Origin of the sequence: Actinomadura litoris, from assembly GCF_009733595.1 — a bacterium.
Classification (GTDB): Bacteria; Actinomycetota; Actinomycetes; order Streptosporangiales; family Streptosporangiaceae; genus Spirillospora; species Spirillospora litoris.
In genome coordinates this window covers 108,112-124,889 of the sequence record NZ_WOFH01000018.1, presented here as the reverse complement: position 1 = coordinate 124,889, position 16,778 = coordinate 108,112, and the positions used below count along the sequence as shown (strand labels likewise).

The window sequence follows — 16,778 nt, the reverse complement described above, 5'->3', positions numbered from 1 at the left end:
TTCCTTCTCTCGCGGCGGGATCGGCGCGGGGTGGCGGCCGGTCGGCCGCGCGACTCCCCCGCTACGGCAGTGAGCCGAGGAGCTCCACGACGCCGGACGGGCCGTCCACGACGAGGTCGGCGCGCTCGGCGAGCGCGGTGACCTCGGCGGAGCCGCTGCACACCTTCACCCCCGGCACGCCCTCCTCGCGCAGCGCGTCGACGGCGGCGAACCCGGCGAGGTCGCCGAGGTCGTCGCCCGCGAACAGCACGCCGGACGGGTTCGCGCCGCGCTCGTCCACGAACGACCGGAACGCGATGCCCTTGTCCGTGCCGGGCGGGCGCAGTTCCAGGACGTAGCGTCCGGGCTCGACGACGAGGCCGGTCCGCTCGGCGAGCGCGGCGAGCAGGCCGCGCAGCCGTTCGAGCGCGACCTCCGGCTCGGCGCACCGCCGCGTGTGCACGGCGATCGCCTGGCCCTTGTCCTCGACGCCGACCTCCGGCGGGGCGCCCGCCGCGCTCAGCACGCCGGGCAGCTTCGCCCGCGCCTCGGCCATGCCGGGCGGCGGGTCGGGCACGGTCAGCGTGCCCGACTCCCAGCGCTCGCGCCCGTACTGGCCGAGCACGACCAGGCCGTCGATGCCCGCGAAGCCGCCGTACTCCACCGCGATCGCGGCGGGACGTCCGGTGACGATCGCGAGCCCGCCGACCAGCGGGGCGAGGCGGGCCAGCGCCGGAGCGGCGCCGGGATGCGCGCGGGCCGTGGCCGGATCGGCGACGATCGGCGCCAGCGTGCCGTCGAAGTCGAATCCGAGCACGGCCCGGGCGGGATGGTCACGGATCGCGTCGAGGCCGCCCGTTCCGGCGGCCGTCACAGACTGGGGAGAGTTCACACCGACCAGTGTTGGTCATGTCAGGGCCGGATGCCGAGTCGGCTCGCGGCGCGCCGCCGCTGCCGCTGCGTCCGCATCCGGCGCAGGCGCTTGACGAGCATCGGGTCGCACTCCAGCGCCTCGGGCCGGTCGATCAGGATGTTCAGGAGCTGGTAGTACCGCGTCGCCGACATGTCGAACAGCTCGCGGATGGCCTGCTCCTTGGCTCCGGCGTACTTCCACCACTGCCGCTCGAAGGCGAGGATCTGGCGGTCGCGCTCGGAGAGGAGGCCGGCCGGGAAGGCGGCTTCGGCCTCCAGGCCGTCGCCTTCCGGGCCGTCGTCTTCCAGACTGTCGTTCACGGGTTGCAGGGCTGCGCCATCGTCCATGCTTCCGTCCTGTTGGGGGCCGTCGCCGGGGGCATCCGCCGCGTGCATGAGGTCCCCTCTGTGGTTACTGATCCCGGGACGTCCGGGTTCGGCAGGGTGCCATGCTAGCCGTCCGCGCCGACAAGTTCCGGCGGTTCGCGCGGAAGAACGGGAGCCCCGTTCAGTGCATCACATCCCCCTTCACCTGGGGCTCTTTCACGCGCTCGTGTCCCATCGCGAACGCTCGTCACAGCAGCCGCCGGGGTCCCGCATAAGGTCGGCGTAAAGAAAGCATGCACACTACATGCGTTAGGGTGGGAGATCGGCGATCACCGGCATGGAACGGGAGACCTGGCATGGCGACGGAGACCTCCGCCACCGAGCGGTCCACCGAACGGTCCACCGAGCGGTCCGCCGGGCACCCCCCGCCCGAGGCCGACCCCGTCCTCGCCGAGATCGGGGTGGCGCTGTTCCACCTCCGCCGCGTCTGGGCCAAGCCCGACCTCATGAAGCGCATCCGCGCCCAGACGTCCGGCGGGCCCGGCGGGCGCCCGCTCCAGATCTCCAACCTGATGGTCGTCAACGCCATCGCCGCGCTGACCGCCGAGGCGGGCGAGGAGCGGAAGAGGCCCGCGCCGGACGAGGCGGACTGCGCGTGCGAGGTGACCGTCGGCGCGGTCGCCGAACGGCTGGAGGTCGACCCGTCGACCGCGAGCCGCCTGGTGGGCCACGCGATCGACGCGGGCCTGGTGTCGCGGCGCCCCTCCCCCGTGGACGCGCGCCGCGCCAACCTCGGCCTGACCCCGGCCGGACGGCGCGTCAAGCAGGTCTCCGAGCGGTTCCGCCGCGCCTACCTCGACGAGCTGATGGCCGGCTGGTCGGAGGGCGAGCGCTCCGAGTTCGCGCGGCTGCTCACCCGGTTCGCCGACGCGGCCGCCGCCCGGGCACCGATGTACCCGGACGGCATCGACCAGATCTTCGAGGAGGCCGGCGCCGAGTAGCCGCGCCGTCGTGCCCCGCACGGCCCTGGCCCCGCCCTCAGCCGCCGTTGCGCAGCGCGGACATGCGCATCAGGTACTCGTCCTCGTCGATCTCCCCGCGTGCGAAACGCTCGGCGAGGATCGACTGGGCCTTGCGCATCGGGTCCGCCTCGTGCGCCGCGGCCGGTGGACCGAAGCCGCGCCATCCGCCCGGCCCCGGCCGCCCGCCGCCCGCCGCGATCCGGCGGCGGATCAGGTAGAACGCCGTGCCCAGCACCGCCAGCCACAGCAGCCCGAACGTGATGGGGAAGATCGGCCAGAACGCGGGCGGGTCGCCGCCGTCGTGCCATGCCGGCGGGCTCGCCGCGACCTGTGCCGCCAGTGTCGTCATCATGGTTCCTCGACCCTTCCTGTGTGCGGATGAGTCGATGCTCGGCGACGGGTCAGGGGGACGTCATCGTCCAGCCGGAGACTCCCGCGCTACGCCCGCCGGAGTAGCGGGACGCGGGGCCGGTGCGCCGGGGTCACCACCAGGGCGGACGGTAGTCCTCGTCGTCGGCCGGGGGCGCGGTCGGCGGGGAGGAGTCGCGCGGCCCCCGCGACTCCCGGGGCTCGCGCGGGTCCTGCGGACCCCACGTGTCGCGCGGATCACGCGGGCCGAGGTCACGCGGGCCGAGATCACGCGGGCCGCCGAACTCGCCGAGATCGCGGGGTTCGAGCAGGTCGCGGGGATCGAGCGGGTTGCGCGGGTCCAGCGGGTCGTGGGGGTCGAGCGGGGGTTCCGCCGGTTCCGGCGGAGCCGCCGGGGGCTGCGCGGGAGGCGCCGCCGGGGGCGCGACGGGCGGGACCATGGGCGTGGCGCCGCCCGCGTCCGGACGTCCGGGATCACCCAGGGCGCTGCGCCGGAACCGCTCCCAGTCGTCGTCGTCCAGCGGGTCGGTGTCGTTGAGGTCCCGCGCGTCCGGCGGCGGGCCGTGATGCTTGCCGTTCGGCGCCACGCCGCTCCCGTTCAGGCCGTGCCCGTTCAGGCCGTGCCCGTTCAGCCCGTGCCCGTTCAGGCCGTGCCCGTTGTGGCCGTTGGCGCCGTTGTGCCCGTTGGCGCCGTTGAGCCCGCGGCGTCCGGCGCGTCCGCTCCCCGGGTACTCCTCCGGGACGAACGGGTGCAGCTCCGACGGCGGCGCGGGAGGCTCGGGGGGCATGTGGTCCGCCTCGTCCGGCATGGGGGGCATCGGCGGGTAGTCCGGGGTGGTGTAGGACTCGTCGAGGCCCCAGGGCTGCACGTCCACCGGCGCGCTCAGCGGCTGCCCGACCGGCTCGCCCATGTCGGCGGGAGCGGGGGCCCACTCGACGCCGATCGGCGCGGGCGGGGCGTACGGGGAGGGCGACGGCAGCCCGTAGTCGGGGACGACGTCGGCGTGGTCGCCGGCGTCCGGACCGCGGCGGCGGCGCCGCAGCCGCCACGCGATCAGCAGCGCGAGCGCGAGCAGCAGCCCGCCCCCGCCGAGCGCCCCGGGGATCAGCAGGTCGGTGCCGTCGTCCTCGGACGCGGCGGACGGCCCCGCCGCCGGAGCGGACGGCTTCGCCGACGCGGCCGGGTTCCGGACACCACGGTTGAGCCGGGACGCGGCGAGCAGCGCCCGGACGGCGTCGACGGTCCCGGCGCACGTCGTCGAGCCGGTCGGGTGGCCGCGGCGCGGCGGGGAGCCCTGCACGAGCGCCTGCCGCACCTGGTCGGGGGTGAGCCTCGGGTAGCGGGCGCGCACCAGCGCGGCGACGCCCGCGACCATCGCCGAGGACGCGCTGGTGCCCGTCCCGACGACGTAGCCGCTGCTGGAGTCGGCGCTGACGATGTCGACGCCGGGCGCGCAGACCGACGCGTGCGAGCGGCGGTTGCTGTCCTTCCACAGGCGCAGCCTCCGGTCGAGCGCGCCGACCGCGATCACGCCCGGGTAGGCGGCGGGGAAGTTCTTGCTGTTGGCCCCGGAGCCGTCGTTCCCGGCCGAGGCGATCAGCACCACGCCCTTGCCGAGCGCGTACTCGATCGCCGCCTCCTGCGACGGCGTGCCGTTGTAGTTCAGGTGGCCGCCGCCGAGCGACATGTTGATGATGTCGGCGCCGTGGTCGACGGCGTACCGGATGCCCTGCGCGATCGCGTTGGGGTCGCCGACGGTCTGCCCGCCGCGGCGCAGCGGGTCGTCGTTCTCCAGGGTGACGCGCACCGACAGGACGCGGCTCTGCGGGGCGACGCCGAGCACGCCCTCCGACTGCCCGGCCCCGTGGCCGTGGCCGGCGATGATGCTGGCCATCGACGTCCCGTGCACGCCCCAGTAGCTGCCGCCGGGCTTGCGCGCGCCGCCGGTGAGGTCGGGGCCGTCCAGGACGCGCCCGGTGAGGTCGGGGTGGCGGCGGTCGACCCCGGTGTCCAGGACGGCGACGGTGACGCCGGAGCCGCGCGTCCACCTCCAGGCCCGCGCGGCGCGCAGGACACCGAGGTGCCATTCGCGGGCGCGGATCTGGTCGGCCCTGGCCGCGTACCGGACGCCGGACGCCGCGCCGTGCACGGACCGGTCGCGTTCCCCGGTGGTGAGCGCCGCCGGTACCGCGACGGCGGCGGCGAGGGTCAGCGCGGTGAGGGCGGCGGTCGTCCGCGCGCCGAGCGACGGAGCGATCCACACCCGTGGTACCGGACGAGCGCGCCGGACACGGCGTCGACCGGCATGGGACACTCCGCGCACCTCCTCCCCGGCAGTCGGCCGTGGTACGCCCGCGGGCCGCGAGGCATCATTCTGCCACGCGAATCCGCTGGGCCCCGGGCACTCGTCGCATTCGGGGACGGTCCGGGCCAGCGCGCACCTTACTCCCCGTCAACATCCTTATCACCGTCCACCCGCGCCTCGCCGGCGTCCTCCCCGGCAGGACGGGCTCAGTGCGAGCCCACGCCGGTCAGAGCGCGGACGGCGAGATCGTCGTAGCGTGCCGGGTCGGCCTTGCCGCGTGTGACGAACGTCCCCACGACCGCGCACAGAAACCCGATGGGAATCGACACGAGACCGGGGTTCTCCAAGGGGAACAGATGGAAGTCGACCCCCTTCGGGAACAGCGACAGGTTCTCGCCCGTCACGGGGTCGACCTTGCCGGAGACGACCGGCGACAGCACGACGAGCACCAGCGAGGCGACCAGCCCGCCGTAGATGCCCGCGACGGCGCCGCCCGGGGTGAACCGGCGCCAGAACAGCGACAGCACGATCGCCGGGAGGTTCGCCGCCGCCGCCATCGCGAACGCCAGCGCGACCAGGAACGCCACGTTCAGGTTCCGCGCGACGACGGCGAGGACGATCGCCAGCGACCCGACGAGGAACGCGGCGAACCGCGCCACCGCGACCTCCTGCGACTCGCGCGGGCGGCCGAGCATCAGCACCTGGCCGAAGTAGTCGTGCGCGAGCGAGGTCGCGGACGCCAGCACGAGGCCCGACACGACGGCGAGGATCGTCGCGAACGCCACCGCGCCGATGAAGGCGAGCAGGACGTCGCCGCCGACCCGTCCGGCGGCGTGCTCGCCGAGCGCCCGCGCGAGCTGCGGCGCGGCGGTGTTGCCCGACGGGTCCTGCGCGAGGATCGCGTGCCGCCCGACCAGCGCCGCCGCGCCGAACCCGAGCGCGAGCGTCATCAGGTAGAAGACGCCGACGAGCCCGATCGCCCACGACACCGACGTCCGCGCGGCGCGCGCGTCCGGCACGGCGAAGAACCGGGTGACGATGTGCGGGAGCCCGGCGGTGCCGAGGACGAGGGCCAGCGCGAGGCTGACGAAGTCGAGCTTGCCGACGACGGTCCGGTAGGTGTCGCCGGGGACGTCGCGCCCGTACCGCTGCCCCGGCTGGAGGAACCCGGCGCCGCTGCCGCTGGCGTCCGCCGCCGAGCCGAGCATCGCGCTGACGTCGAAGCCGAACCGGCCGAGGACCAGCCCGGTCAGCGCCGCCGCGCCCGCCGTCAGCAGCACGGTCTTGATGATCTGCACCCAGGTCGTGGCCTTCATCCCGCCGAACATCACGTAGCAGATCATCAGTACGCCCACCGCGACGATCGTGGTGGTGCGGGCGGCGGCCGCGGACATGCCGAGGAACCGGTGCCCCGCCCGGATGCCGAGCAGCAGCGACACGAGCGCGCCCGCCCCGACCATCTGCGCGAGCAGGTAGAACACCGACACGGTCACGGTGGAGACGGCCGCCGCCGTCCGCACCGGCGCCCGGTCGGGCGCGCGCCGCGCGAGGACGTCGCCCATCGTGAACCGGCCCGCGTTGCGGATCGGCTCGACGAGCAGCAGCGTGAGCACCCACGCGACCAGGAACCCGACCGAGTACAGGAACCCGTCGTAGCCCGACAGCGCGATGATCCCCGCGATGCCGAGGAACGACGCGGCCGACATGTAGTCCCCGGCCAGCGCGACGCCGTTGCGCGCCCCGGAGAACATCCGCCCGCCCGCGTAGAAGTCGTCGGCGCCCTTCGTCGTGGCCCGCGCCCAGACGGTGATCGCGAGCGTGACGACGACGAAGCCGAGGAACAGCCCGAACGTGAGCGTCCGCCCGTCGGTCACCGCGGTTCCCGGGCCTGCTCGGCGGCCGCCGCGGCGGCGTCGGCCCGCAGCCGCGCCGCCAGCGGGTCGAGGCGCCGCCGCGCGTAGCCGACGTAGAGCCCGGCCAGCGCGAACGTCGAGACGAACTGGAGGAGCCCGAGCAGCAGCGCGACGTTGACGTTCCCGGCCACCTTCCGCGCCATGAGCCCCCGCGCGAACCCCGAGAGCGCGACGTAGCCGAAGTACCACCCGAGGAACCCGAGCGCGACGCCCGCCGCCAGCCGCGCGTACCTCCTCCTGAGCAGCACGAACCGCGCGTCGTGCGCGTAGTGCCCGGGACCGGCGCCGCCCTCCCGTTCGGGCCCCCGCCGCGCCGGTCGCGCCCCCCAGACCATACGGTCCCCCCTGACCCGATCATGACCCTGTGTGGCCGTTGCGGTCCCCCATGAGATCAAGGGCCGGGAGGGGCGGCGTGCCACTTGGGGAGAAGCAGATCAATCCTTGCCCGCCACCGAATCCTCGATCGCCCGCAGCACATCGCGGTGGAACCGGTCGACGGCGAGGTCGACGCTCCGGACGAAGCCCGCCTCGTCCGTCCCGCGCCTGGTGCCCATCCCGGTCGGCAGCGCCAGCCGGAACGAGGAGATCTCCACCCCGCCCCGCACGAGCAGCCCCGGCTCGCTCCGCAGGTTCTTCAGCAGGTCGCACGGGCCCTCGGCGGACCCGTCCGCGAGCGCCTCCACGCGCAGCTCGGGCGGCGCGTCCGCGAGCCGCCGCAGCAGCCACTGGACGCGCGTCAGCGACCGCGCCCGCTCGGCCGCCGGGACCTCGACGGAGGTCTCGATCTGCCCCGTCCGCAGGTCGGCCTCGATGCGCACCGGGCCCGCCGCGTTCGCCATCCGCACCTCGGCGCTCATCCGCCCGGTCTCGACCAGGGACGCGACGACGGCCGCCCGGCGCTCCTCGGCCCCGCCGCCGCCCCGCCTGCGCCGCGTCACCGGCGCGACGCCGAGCCCGGTCTCCCCGCTCAACCGCAGGCACAGCTGCCGGACGAGGCGCTCCCAGCTCTCGGCCACCCGGGGCGCGTACCGGTCGCCCGGACGCAGCGTCCCCGCCGTGATCGCGTTGCGCAGCGGCACCCACGCCTGCCCCATGTCCTGGAAGCCCTGGCAGCCCGCGTTGTCGTGCCGCAGGTAGTGCAGCAGCTCACCGAGGAGCCAGGCGTGCGACTGCCCGGCGAGCCCGTGGTGGTGGCAGAGCATGTGCGCCTCGTGCGCGACCTCCGCCCACGACAGGTGCCGCAGCGCTACCTTCCGCAGCTTGCGCCGGTCGACGGTCAGCGGGTGCTCGCCGTCCAGCGCCAGGTCGTTGGACAGCGTGATCACGGTCTCGTAGCCGTTGCGCGCGGCGACGTCCAGGTACGCCTCGACCTGGTCGGCCTTCAGCGGGCTGCCGCCGGTCTTGGTCTCCACGAGGGCCGTCCAGATCCGCCCGGCCCGCGCCACCCGGATCACGCCGTCCGGACGCACCTTGCCCTCGCCGTGCTTGAACGGCGTCTCGACGAACGTCTGGAGGGTCCCGGCGGGCGCGTTGAACCTGGCCGTGAGCCGCCGCCCGAACTCGGGGACCTGCGCCATCACCGCCAGCAGCGTCGAGGTGGCGCGTGCCTCCCGCTCATGGTCGCTGCGCAGGCCGCTGACCGGGAACAGCCGCGCGCCCTGCCAGGCGGGGTGGTCGGCGAGGTCGACCTTCGGCGCCTTCGGCAGCGTGACCCGCCTCTTCGCCGTCCGCACCCGCGCGGGCCGCGGCTCCTTCACCGGCGCGGCCGCCGCCCCGACCCCCGCCTCGGGCGCGGGCTCCGCCTCGGCGGCGGGAATTGCCGGGGCCTCCTCCCCGTCGTCCACGCTGATGCCGAAGTCGCCCGCGAGCCCGGCCAGGCCGGACGCGTAGCCCTGCCCCACCGCGCGGAACCTCCAGCCGCCGCCCCGCCGGTACAGCTCGCCGAACACGAACGCGGTCTCGGAGGCGGCGTCGCCGATGTCGAACCCGAGCAGCGCCGCGCCGGAGCTGTCGTAGAGGGTCAGGCCGAGGTCGTCCAGGTCCCCGAACGTCGCGCCCGCGTACCGGCTCGCCGTGAGCACGACCCGTTCGACACCGGCCGGCATCGCCGCGAGGTCCAGCAGGACGCGGTCCTCGCTGCCGCCGCCGGTCGGCGACTTCCCGAGGAGCTGGACGGTGCCGTCGGGGTGCGCGGGCTGGTTGTAGAAGACGAAGTCGGCGTCGCCCCGCACCCGGCCGGACGCGTCGAGCAGCAGCGCCGCCACGTCCGCCTCCCCCGCGCCGGTCGGATCGGTCCAGCGCAGCGCGGCGGTGACCGGCCCCTCGGCCTCGGTCAGGCTCGACAGTTCGACGTTGGATCCCTTGCGCATCTGCTGCATTCGCCACTCCCCACGACCGCGAGCGTCAGGAAGGCCACCGTGACCGGTCGGTCACGGTCGGGAGCGGCCACAACGAGCATCGCACCGATCACGCCATCCGGCGTCCACCGGTACTGCAACTGGCAGGCATCGGCCATTCACCTGCGGGTCAGGGGGTCTGGGCCAGGCCGATCACGTTGCCGTCGGCGTCGCGGACGGTGGCGATCAGCTTGCCGCCGCCGACGTCCTTGACCTCGTCCTGCGCCCGCGCGCCCGCCGCGAGCAGCGCCGCCACGGTCGCCTCGATGTCCTCGACCTCGACGTAGGGCACCGGGCCCGTCATGCCCTTGCGGTGGCCGTTCGGGTCGAGGCCGATGTCCTGCCCGGCGACCCGGTAGCCGACGTAGAAGGACTCCTCGTAGACGGGCTCCGCGCCCAGCAGCGCGGTGAAGATGGGCGTGGCGCGCGCGATGTCGGTGACGGGGAAGATGATCGTCTGGATGCCCTGGCTCATTGTCGCTCCCTGTGTCGAACGGTTGGCGGGCCCGGCCGGGGGCCGGTCACGGGGACGGCACCCTCCGGGTCGAGAATGTGACCGATGGACGAGCGATCCCTGGCCTCGGCGTTCGAGGAGCACCGGCCGCGCCTGCGGGCGGTGGCCCAGCGCGTGCTGGGCTCGGCCGCCGAGGCCGAGGACGCCGTCCAGGAGACCTGGCTGCGGCTCGCCGGGGCCGGCGCCGAGGGGATCGAGAACCTCGGCGGCTGGCTGACCACGGTGGTCGGGCGGGTGTCGCTGAACATGCTGCGGTCCCGCGCGTCCCGCCGCGAGGACCCGCTCGGCGAGCGGGCGCGCTCGACCGCGGGCGGGACGACGCCGGAGGACGAGGCGCAGCTCGTCGACTCGGTCGGGCGGGCGCTGCTCGTGGTCCTGGACACCCTCACGCCCGCCGAGCGGCTCGCGTTCGTCCTGCACGACATGTTCGCGATGCCGTTCGACCAGATCGCGCCGATCGTCGAGCGGACCCCGGCGGCGGCGCGCAAGCTCGCGAGCCGGGCCCGGGGCCGCGTCCGGGCGGCACCGGACGCGGCGGGCACCGGCCTCGACCGGCACGGCGAGGTCGTCGAGGCTTTCCTGGCGGCCTCGCGGGCCGGCGACTTCGAGGCGCTGCTGTCCCTGCTCGACCCGGACGTGCTCATGCGGGCCGACCGCGCCGGCGTCGCGATGGGCGCCGCGGACCTGGTCCGGGGCGCCGCCGGTGTGGCCGAGACGTTCTCCGGCGGCGCCCACGGGGCGCGCCCGGCGCTCGTGGACGGCGCCGCCGGAGCCGTCTGGACGGTCGACGGCAGGCCGCGCGTCGTGTTCGACCTCACGATCATCGGGGGCCGGATCACCGCGATCGACCTGCTCGCCGAGCCCGAGACGCTCGGGGCGCTCGTCCTGGAGCCGCCGGCGCGCTGACGGCGGCCTCAGTGGGTGCCGGCGCCGCGTCCTCGCCCCCGCTGCTTCCAGCCCGCCACGAGGGCCACGCCGACGACGGCGAGGCCGACCTGGAGGACCAGTTCGATCCAGTCGATGCCGTCGGTGGTCTTCACCCCGACCTTCTGCGCGATCGCGGTGCCGATCAGCGCGGCGATGATGCCGATGGCGACGGTGAGCAGCACGCCGATGGGCTGCCTGCCCGGCAGCAGCAGCCGGCCGAGCGCACCGATGATCGCCCCGATGACGATCGCGGTGATGATCCCTGTGATGGTCACGGGTCCCGCCTCCTCCGAGGTGTAGTAGGGGCCCTTGTGCCCGTTCAGGGCTGTTTGTCACCTGTATCAGCCGTCGTAGTCGATCGTGAGCCGCTCGGTGGTCGGGACGGACTGGCACGTCAGGACGTATCCGGCGGCGATCTCGGCGGGATCGAGCGCGAAGTTGCGGCGCATCCGGACCTCGCCCTCGACGACCCGGGCCCGGCACGTCCCGCAGACGCCGCCCTTGCACGCGAACGGCAGGTCGGGCCGGACGCGCTGGGCCGCGTCCAGCACGGTCGCGTCCCTCGGCTGGGTCATGGTGGTCGAGCGGCCGTCCAGGACGACCGTCACCTCGCTCGACGGCCCGGACGGCGCGCCGCGCTCCCGGACCGGCGCGGGCGGCGGCCCGTCGTCGTCCACGTGGAACAGCTCCTGGTGGACGCGCTCGCGCGGCACGCCGAACTCGCCGAGCAGCTCCCGCGCCCCGGCGACCATCGCGAACGGGCCGCACAGCCACCAGTGCCCGACGTCGTGGACGGGCACGAGCCGCGGCAGCAGCTCGCGCAGCCGCGCCGCGTCCAGCCGCCCGCTGAACAGCTCCGCCTCGCGCGGCTCCTGCGACAGCACGTGCACCAGCTCGAACCGGTCGGGGTGGGCGTCCTTCAGGTCGGCCAGCTCGTCGGCGAACATGACCGTCCCGCTGCGCCGGTTGCCGTACAGGACGGTGACGCGGGCGGACGGGTCCTCCAGCACGGACGCGGCGATCGACAGCACCGGCGTGATCCCCGACCCGGCCGCGACCAGCACGTGGTGCGCGCCGCGAACGCCCGGGGCGTCGAGCGTGAACGTCCCGGCCGGCGCCAGCACCTCGATCTCGTCGCCCGCCCGCACCTCGTGGACCAGCCAGGAGGAGAACAGCCCGTCGGGGATCTCCCGCACGCCGATGCGCGGCGGCGCGCCCGCCGGCGCGCAGATCGAGTAGGACCGCCGCTCCTCCCGCCCCTGGACGAGGCGCCGCAGCGTGAGGAACTGGCCGGGCGTGAACGCGTACTCCTCGGCCAGCTCGTCCGGGACCTCGAAGGCGACCGCGACCGCGTCGTCGCAGAGCCGCTCGACGTCCGCGACGCGCAGCGGGTGGAAGCCGCCGCGCCGCCGCGCGGCCCCCGCGGTGTCCAGGACGGTCACTCAGATCTCCTTGACGTGCTCGAACGGCTCCCCGCACGCGGCGCAGCGGTGCAGGGACTTGCAGGCGGTCGAGCCGAACCGCGACACCTGCGCGGTGTCGGCGGAGCCGCAGCGGGGGCAGGGGACACGCCGGGTCGGGCCGAGGGACAGCGGGATCGGGCCGGACGCCCTGCGCGGCGCGGAGCCCGGCGGTGAGATCCCGGCCTCGGCGAGCTTGGCGCGCCCGGACGCGCTGATCCAGTCGGTCGTCCACGGCGGGTCGAGGACGGTCCGCACCCGCACGTCGCGGTGCCCCGCCTCGGCCAGCCGCGCCCGCAGGTCGTCGCGCATCGCGTCCAGCGCGGGGCAGCCGGTGTAGGTGGGGGTGATGAGGACCTCCACGTGCCCGGCCTCCTCCCGCACGTCCCGCAGGACGCCCAGCTCGGCGAGCGTCAGCATGGGCAGCTCGGGGTCGGTGACGGTCTCCGCCACCGCTCTGGCCGTAAGGGTGCTCACCAGGTCGCTCCCGGGTGTGCGCGGGCGACGCCCTGGAGGTCGCCGAGGAGGTCGTCCAGGGCGGCGGTGTGGGAGCCGTCCCGTCCGGCGAGGGCGGTCGGGCCCGGTTCGGGGAGGGTCAGCGTCGCCTCCGCCAGCACCTGCGCGAGCACGCCGTCGAACTCCTCCCGCACGTCGGACGGGTCCACGCCGACCCCCGCCGCCGCCATCGCCCGCTCGGCCCCGTGGGTCGCGAACAGCTCGCCCGCCCGCGGCCACAGGGCGTCCAGCGCCTCCTGCGCCCGCCCGTGGGAGTACTCGGTGCCGTCGCCGAGGCGGATCGTCCACAGCGCGGCGTGGTCGCGGTGGTAGGCGACCTCCTTGACGCCCTTCGCCGCGATCGCCGCGAGGACGGGGTCGCGGGAGCCGGTGAGGCGGTCCAGCAGCGCGAGCCGCCACGTCGAGAACAGCAGCGACCGTACGGTGCAGTGCGCGAAGTCCCCGTTCGGGGCCTCCACGAACCGCACGTTGCGGAATCCCGACGCGTCCCGGAAGTAGGCGAGTTCGTCCTCGTCGCCCGATCCGGCGGCCGCGGCGGCGCGGGAGAGCAGCAGCCGCGCCTGCCCGATCAGGTCGAGCGCGATGTTGGCGAGCGCGACCTCCTCCTCCAGCTCGGGCGCGCGCGTGCACCACTCCTGGAGCCGGTGCGAGGCGATCAGCGCGTCGTCGCCGAGCATCAGGCAGTACGCGGCGAGGGCGTCGCGGTCGACGCCCTCGGGGACGGACGCGTCGATCCCCGCGAGCGGGTCGTGGAAACCGGTGCCGAACGCCCAGCGGGCCTCGTCGTTGTCCTCGGTGATCGCGCCGAGTGCGTTGTCGAAGGACATCGGACCTCACATGTGCGGGACGTTCTCGGGGATGTCGTAGAACGTCGGATGCCGGTAGACCTTGTCGCCGCTCGGGGCGAAGAACGGGTCCTTCTCGTCCGGGCTGGACGCGATGATGTCCCGCGCCCGCACGACCCAGATGCTCACGCCCTCGTTGCGCCGGGTGTAGAGGTCGCGCGCGTTCCGCAGCGCCATCTCGTCGTCGGGCGCGCGGAGCGAGCCGACGTGCACGTGGTTCAGGCCCCGCTTCCCCCGGACGAACACCTCGTACAGCGGCCAGTCCTTCTCCATCACGCGACCTCCCTCGTCTTCGCCTTCGCGGCGTGGGCGGAGGCCGCCGCGCGCACCCAGGCGCCCTCCTCGTGCGCGGCCCGGCGCGTCGCGATCCGCTCGGCGTTGCAGGGGCCGTCGCCGCTGATCACCCGCTTCAGCTCCGACCAGTCGATCTCGCCGAAGTCGTGGTGCCCGCGCTCCTCGTTCCAGCGCAGGTCGGGGTCGGGAAGCGTGACGCCGAGCGCCTCGGCCTGCGGGACGGTCATGTCCACGAACCGCTGCCGCAGCTCGTCGTTGGTGTGCCGCTTGATCTTCCAGGCCATCGACTGCGCGGTGTGCGTCGAGTCGGCGTCGGGCGGGCCGAACATCATCAGCGACGGCCACCACCAGCGGTCCACCGCGTTCTGCACCATCTCGCGCTGGGCGTCCGTCCCGCGCATCAGCGTCATCAGCAGCTCGTACCCCTGCCGCTGGTGGAACGACTCCTCCTTGCAGATCCGGATCATCGCCCGCGCGTAGGGGCCGTAGGAGCTGCGGCACAGCGGCACCTGGTTGCAGATCGCGGCACCGTCCACGAGCCAGCCGATCACCCCGACGTCGGCGAACGACAGCGTGGGGTAGTTGAAGATCGAGGAGTACTTCTGCCGGCCCTCGATCAGCTTCTCGGTGAGGTCGGTGCGGTCGGCGCCGAGCGTCTCGGCGGCCGAGTAGAGGTAGAGGCCGTGGCCCGCCTCGTCCTGCACCTTGGCGAGCAGGATCGCCTTGCGGCGCAGCGAGGGCGCGCGGGTGATCCACTCCCCCTCGGGCTGCATCCCGATGATCTCCGAGTGGGCGTGCTGCGCGATCTGCCGGACCATCGTCGTGCGGTACCGGTCGGGCATCCAGTCGCGCGGCTCGATCCGCTGGTCGCGCTCGATCGTCTGCTCGAAGCCCTTCTCCGGATCCACGTCAGACCTCCTTCGGCTCGGCGGCCTCGCGCTTGGCCACCAGTGTCAGGACGTCGTACTTCGCGACGACCTCGCCGTCCTGCCGGGTGACCTCGGTGTCCCATCGGACCTCGCCGTAGTCGGCGTTCTCGCGCGGGGTGATCTGCTTGGCGGTGAGCGCCACCGTCAGCTCGTCGCCCGGGAACGTCGGCGCGAGGAACCGCAGGTTCTCCAGCCCGTAGTTGGCGAGGACGGGGCCGGGCTCGGGCGAGACGAACAGCCCCGCCGCGAACGACACCACGAGGTAGCCGTGCGCGACCCGGCCGCCGAAGAACGGGTTCGCCCGCGCGGCCTCCTCGTCCATGTGGGCGTAGAAGGTGTCGCCGGTGAAGTCCGCGAAGTGCTCGATGTCGGCCAGCGTGACCGGGCGGGGGCCGGCGACGACCGTGTCGCCGATCCGCAGGTCCTCCAGGTGCTTGCGGAACGGGTGGACGTCGCCCCGCGCGCGCGGCGAGCCCTGCGTCCAGCGCCCGGTGATCGCCGTGAGCATCGACGGCGAGCCCTGCACGGCGGTGCGCTGCATGTGGTGCATGACGCCGCGCACGCCGCCCATCTCCTCGCCGCCCCCGGCGCGTCCCGGGCCGCCGTGCACCAGCGTCGGCAGCGGCGAGCCGTGCCCGGTGGACTCCTTCGCGTCCTCCTCGTTCAGCACGAGCAGCCGCCCGTGCCAGGGCGCCGCGCCGATCACGACCTGCCGCGCGAAGCCCGGGTCGGCGGTGACGACCGAGCCGACCAGGCTGCCGCGCCCCCGGGCCGCGAGCGCGACCGCCTCCCGCGTGGAGGAGTAGGGCAGCAGCGTCGCGACCGGCCCGAACGCCTCGACCTCGTGCGGCTCGGCGCGCCCGTGGTCGTCGGCGCGCAGCAGGACCGGCGACAGGAACGCGCCGCGCTCGGCGTCGGCGTCGAGCACCTCGACCCGCTCGGGGTCGCCGAACACGATCCGTCCGGCGTCCGTCAGCGCCTTCAGGCTCCGGCGGACCTCCTCGCGCTGTTCGAGCGTGGCGAGCGCGCCCATCCGCACGTCCGGGTTGGACGGGTTGCCCACGGTCACGCGAGCGAGCCGCTCCCCCGCCGCCTGCGCGACGTCGTCGACCAGGTCCGCCGGGACGATCGCGCGCCGGATCGCCGTGCACTTCTGGCCCGCCTTCACCGTCATCTCGGTGACGAGCTGCTTGACGAACAGGTCGAACTCCGCCGTCCCCGGACGCGCGTCCGGGCCGAGGATCGCGCAGTTCAGCGAGTCGGCCTCGGCGTTGAAGCGGACCGACCGACCGGCCACCACCGGGTGCGTCCGCAGCCGCAGCGCGGTCGAGGCCGACCCGGTGAACGCGACGAGGTCCTGCTCGGTCAGATGGTCGAGCAGGTCGCCGGCGTCGCCGCAGACGAACTGGAGCGTCCCGGCGGGCAGGATGCCGGACGCGACGATCAGCTCCACCAGCCGCGCCGTGAGGTAGGCGGTCTGGCTCGCGGGCTTGACGAGGCTCGGCATCCCGGCGAGGAACGCGGGCGCGAACTTCTCCAGCGGGCCCCACATCGGGAAGTTGAACGCGTTGATCTGCACGGCGACGCCCTGGAGCGGCGAGCAGATGTGCCGTCCGGAGAAGGTGCCGCCCTTGCTCAGCGGCTCCACGTCCCCGTCGACCAGGACGGTGTCGTTCGGCAGCTCGCGCTTGCCCTTGCTCGCGTACGACAGCAGGACGCCGATGCCGCCGTCCACGTCGATCCGCGAGTCGGCGAGCGTCGCGCCCGTCCGCGCGGACAGCGCGTACAGCTCCTCGCGGTGCTCGCGCAGGTGCAGGGCCAGCGCCTTGAGCAGGACGGCGCGCTGGTGGAAGGTCAGCTCGCCCAGCGCCGGGCCGCCGACGAGCCGCCCGTGCGCGAGCGCGGCGCCCATGTCGATGCCCGCGGTGGAGATCCGCCCGATCTCCTCGCCCGTCACCGCGTCGGTGAGCGGCGCCCCCTCGTCCGGCGGTATGTGCCAGGCGCCGGACACGTAGCTGGGCAGCGGAGCCATGGGCGAGCCCTCCTCGTCCTCGGAAAACCCTCGGAGT

17 protein-coding genes are annotated in these 16,778 nt (G+C 74.4%); 2 read left to right on the top strand and 15 right to left on the bottom strand.

The genetic code is table 11. The annotated features are described in order from the left end of the window. Positions 1 to 61: 61 nt before the first annotated feature. Positions 62 to 871, bottom strand: a complete 810-nt coding sequence (otsB, locus tag GNZ18_RS36965; RefSeq protein ID WP_312874955.1) for a trehalose-phosphatase — start codon at positions 869 to 871, stop codon at positions 62 to 64. A 20-nt stretch (positions 872 to 891) separates the two neighbouring features. Beyond that, positions 892 to 1,239, bottom strand: coding sequence for a DUF3263 domain-containing protein (locus GNZ18_RS36960; protein ID WP_156221548.1), 348 nt, complete (start codon positions 1,237 to 1,239; stop codon positions 892 to 894). Positions 1,240 to 1,574: 335 nt separating this feature from the next. Between GNZ18_RS36960 and GNZ18_RS36955 the strand changes: the two genes are divergently transcribed. Further along, positions 1,575 to 2,219 (top strand): MarR family winged helix-turn-helix transcriptional regulator, encoded by a 645-nt coding sequence (locus tag GNZ18_RS36955; protein ID WP_156221546.1) that lies wholly within the window; start codon positions 1,575 to 1,577, stop codon positions 2,217 to 2,219. A 37-nt stretch (positions 2,220 to 2,256) separates the two neighbouring features. On the opposite strand, the gene GNZ18_RS36950 is transcribed toward GNZ18_RS36955, so the two are convergent. The 6 genes from GNZ18_RS36950 to GNZ18_RS36925 all read right to left on the bottom strand — a co-directional run bounded on the left by GNZ18_RS36950 (position 2,257) and on the right by GNZ18_RS36925 (position 9,699). Then, the gene (locus tag GNZ18_RS36950; protein ID WP_216651565.1) at positions 2,257 to 2,589 is read right to left on the bottom strand and encodes an SHOCT domain-containing protein; all 333 of its coding nucleotides are present in this window, start codon (positions 2,587 to 2,589) and stop codon (positions 2,257 to 2,259) included. A 133-nt stretch (positions 2,590 to 2,722) separates the two neighbouring features. Beyond that, entirely contained in the window at positions 2,723 to 4,873 is a 2,151-nt protein-coding gene (locus tag GNZ18_RS41600; protein WP_216651564.1) for a S8 family peptidase, read from the bottom strand. Positions 4,874 to 5,121: 248 nt separating this feature from the next. Continuing rightward, positions 5,122 to 6,789 carry a monocarboxylic acid transporter gene (locus tag GNZ18_RS36940; RefSeq protein ID WP_214616541.1) on the bottom strand — a complete coding sequence of 556 codons (1,668 nt, stop codon included), beginning with the start codon at positions 6,787 to 6,789 and terminating at the stop codon, positions 5,122 to 5,124. After that, positions 6,786 to 7,163: a DUF485 domain-containing protein gene (locus tag GNZ18_RS36935; protein ID WP_156221544.1), complete on the bottom strand. Its 378-nt coding sequence runs from the start codon at positions 7,161 to 7,163 to the stop codon at positions 6,786 to 6,788. Before GNZ18_RS36935 ends, GNZ18_RS36940 begins: the two co-directional genes overlap by 4 nt. Before the next feature lie 99 nt (positions 7,164 to 7,262). Further along, entirely contained in the window at positions 7,263 to 9,206 is a 1,944-nt protein-coding gene (locus GNZ18_RS36930) for a TerD family protein (RefSeq protein ID WP_156221542.1), read from the bottom strand. Between the two features lie 148 nt (positions 9,207 to 9,354). Next, a complete protein-coding gene (locus tag GNZ18_RS36925) occupies positions 9,355 to 9,699 on the bottom strand; it encodes a VOC family protein (RefSeq protein WP_156221540.1) in 345 nt (114 codons plus the stop codon). Between the two features lie 84 nt (positions 9,700 to 9,783). Here GNZ18_RS36925 and GNZ18_RS36920 point away from each other — a divergent pair, with 84 nt between their 5' ends. After that, positions 9,784 to 10,644 (top strand): sigma-70 family RNA polymerase sigma factor, encoded by an 861-nt coding sequence (locus GNZ18_RS36920; protein ID WP_156221538.1) that lies wholly within the window; start codon positions 9,784 to 9,786, stop codon positions 10,642 to 10,644. An 8-nt stretch (positions 10,645 to 10,652) separates the two neighbouring features. Here GNZ18_RS36920 and GNZ18_RS36915 read toward each other — a convergent pair whose 3' ends face one another. From GNZ18_RS36915 to paaZ, 7 genes are all read right to left on the bottom strand, one after another. After that, a complete protein-coding gene (locus tag GNZ18_RS36915; protein WP_214616539.1) occupies positions 10,653 to 10,940 on the bottom strand; it encodes a GlsB/YeaQ/YmgE family stress response membrane protein in 288 nt (95 codons plus the stop codon). A 66-nt stretch (positions 10,941 to 11,006) separates the two neighbouring features. Further along, positions 11,007 to 12,107 carry a 1,2-phenylacetyl-CoA epoxidase subunit PaaE gene (gene paaE / locus GNZ18_RS36910; protein WP_214616538.1) on the bottom strand — a complete coding sequence of 367 codons (1,101 nt, stop codon included), beginning with the start codon at positions 12,105 to 12,107 and terminating at the stop codon, positions 11,007 to 11,009. Then, positions 12,108 to 12,605: a 1,2-phenylacetyl-CoA epoxidase subunit PaaD gene (gene paaD / locus GNZ18_RS36905; protein ID WP_156221619.1), complete on the bottom strand. Its 498-nt coding sequence runs from the start codon at positions 12,603 to 12,605 to the stop codon at positions 12,108 to 12,110. After that, positions 12,599 to 13,468, bottom strand: coding sequence for a 1,2-phenylacetyl-CoA epoxidase subunit PaaC (paaC, locus tag GNZ18_RS36900; protein ID WP_156221534.1), 870 nt, complete (start codon positions 13,466 to 13,468; stop codon positions 12,599 to 12,601). The genes paaD and paaC overlap by 7 nt, the downstream gene beginning before the upstream one ends. Before the next feature lie 6 nt (positions 13,469 to 13,474). Then, positions 13,475 to 13,759, bottom strand: coding sequence for a 1,2-phenylacetyl-CoA epoxidase subunit PaaB (paaB, locus tag GNZ18_RS36895; protein ID WP_156221532.1), 285 nt, complete (start codon positions 13,757 to 13,759; stop codon positions 13,475 to 13,477). Further along, positions 13,759 to 14,688, bottom strand: coding sequence for a 1,2-phenylacetyl-CoA epoxidase subunit PaaA (gene paaA / locus GNZ18_RS36890; protein ID WP_312874954.1), 930 nt, complete (start codon positions 14,686 to 14,688; stop codon positions 13,759 to 13,761). Before paaA ends, paaB begins: the two co-directional genes overlap by 1 nt. A gap of 1 nt (position 14,689) precedes the next feature. After that, complete coding sequence (gene paaZ, locus GNZ18_RS36885) at positions 14,690 to 16,741, bottom strand: phenylacetic acid degradation bifunctional protein PaaZ (protein ID WP_156221530.1); 2,052 nt, start codon at positions 16,739 to 16,741, stop codon at positions 14,690 to 14,692. Positions 16,742 to 16,778 lie beyond the last annotated feature (37 nt).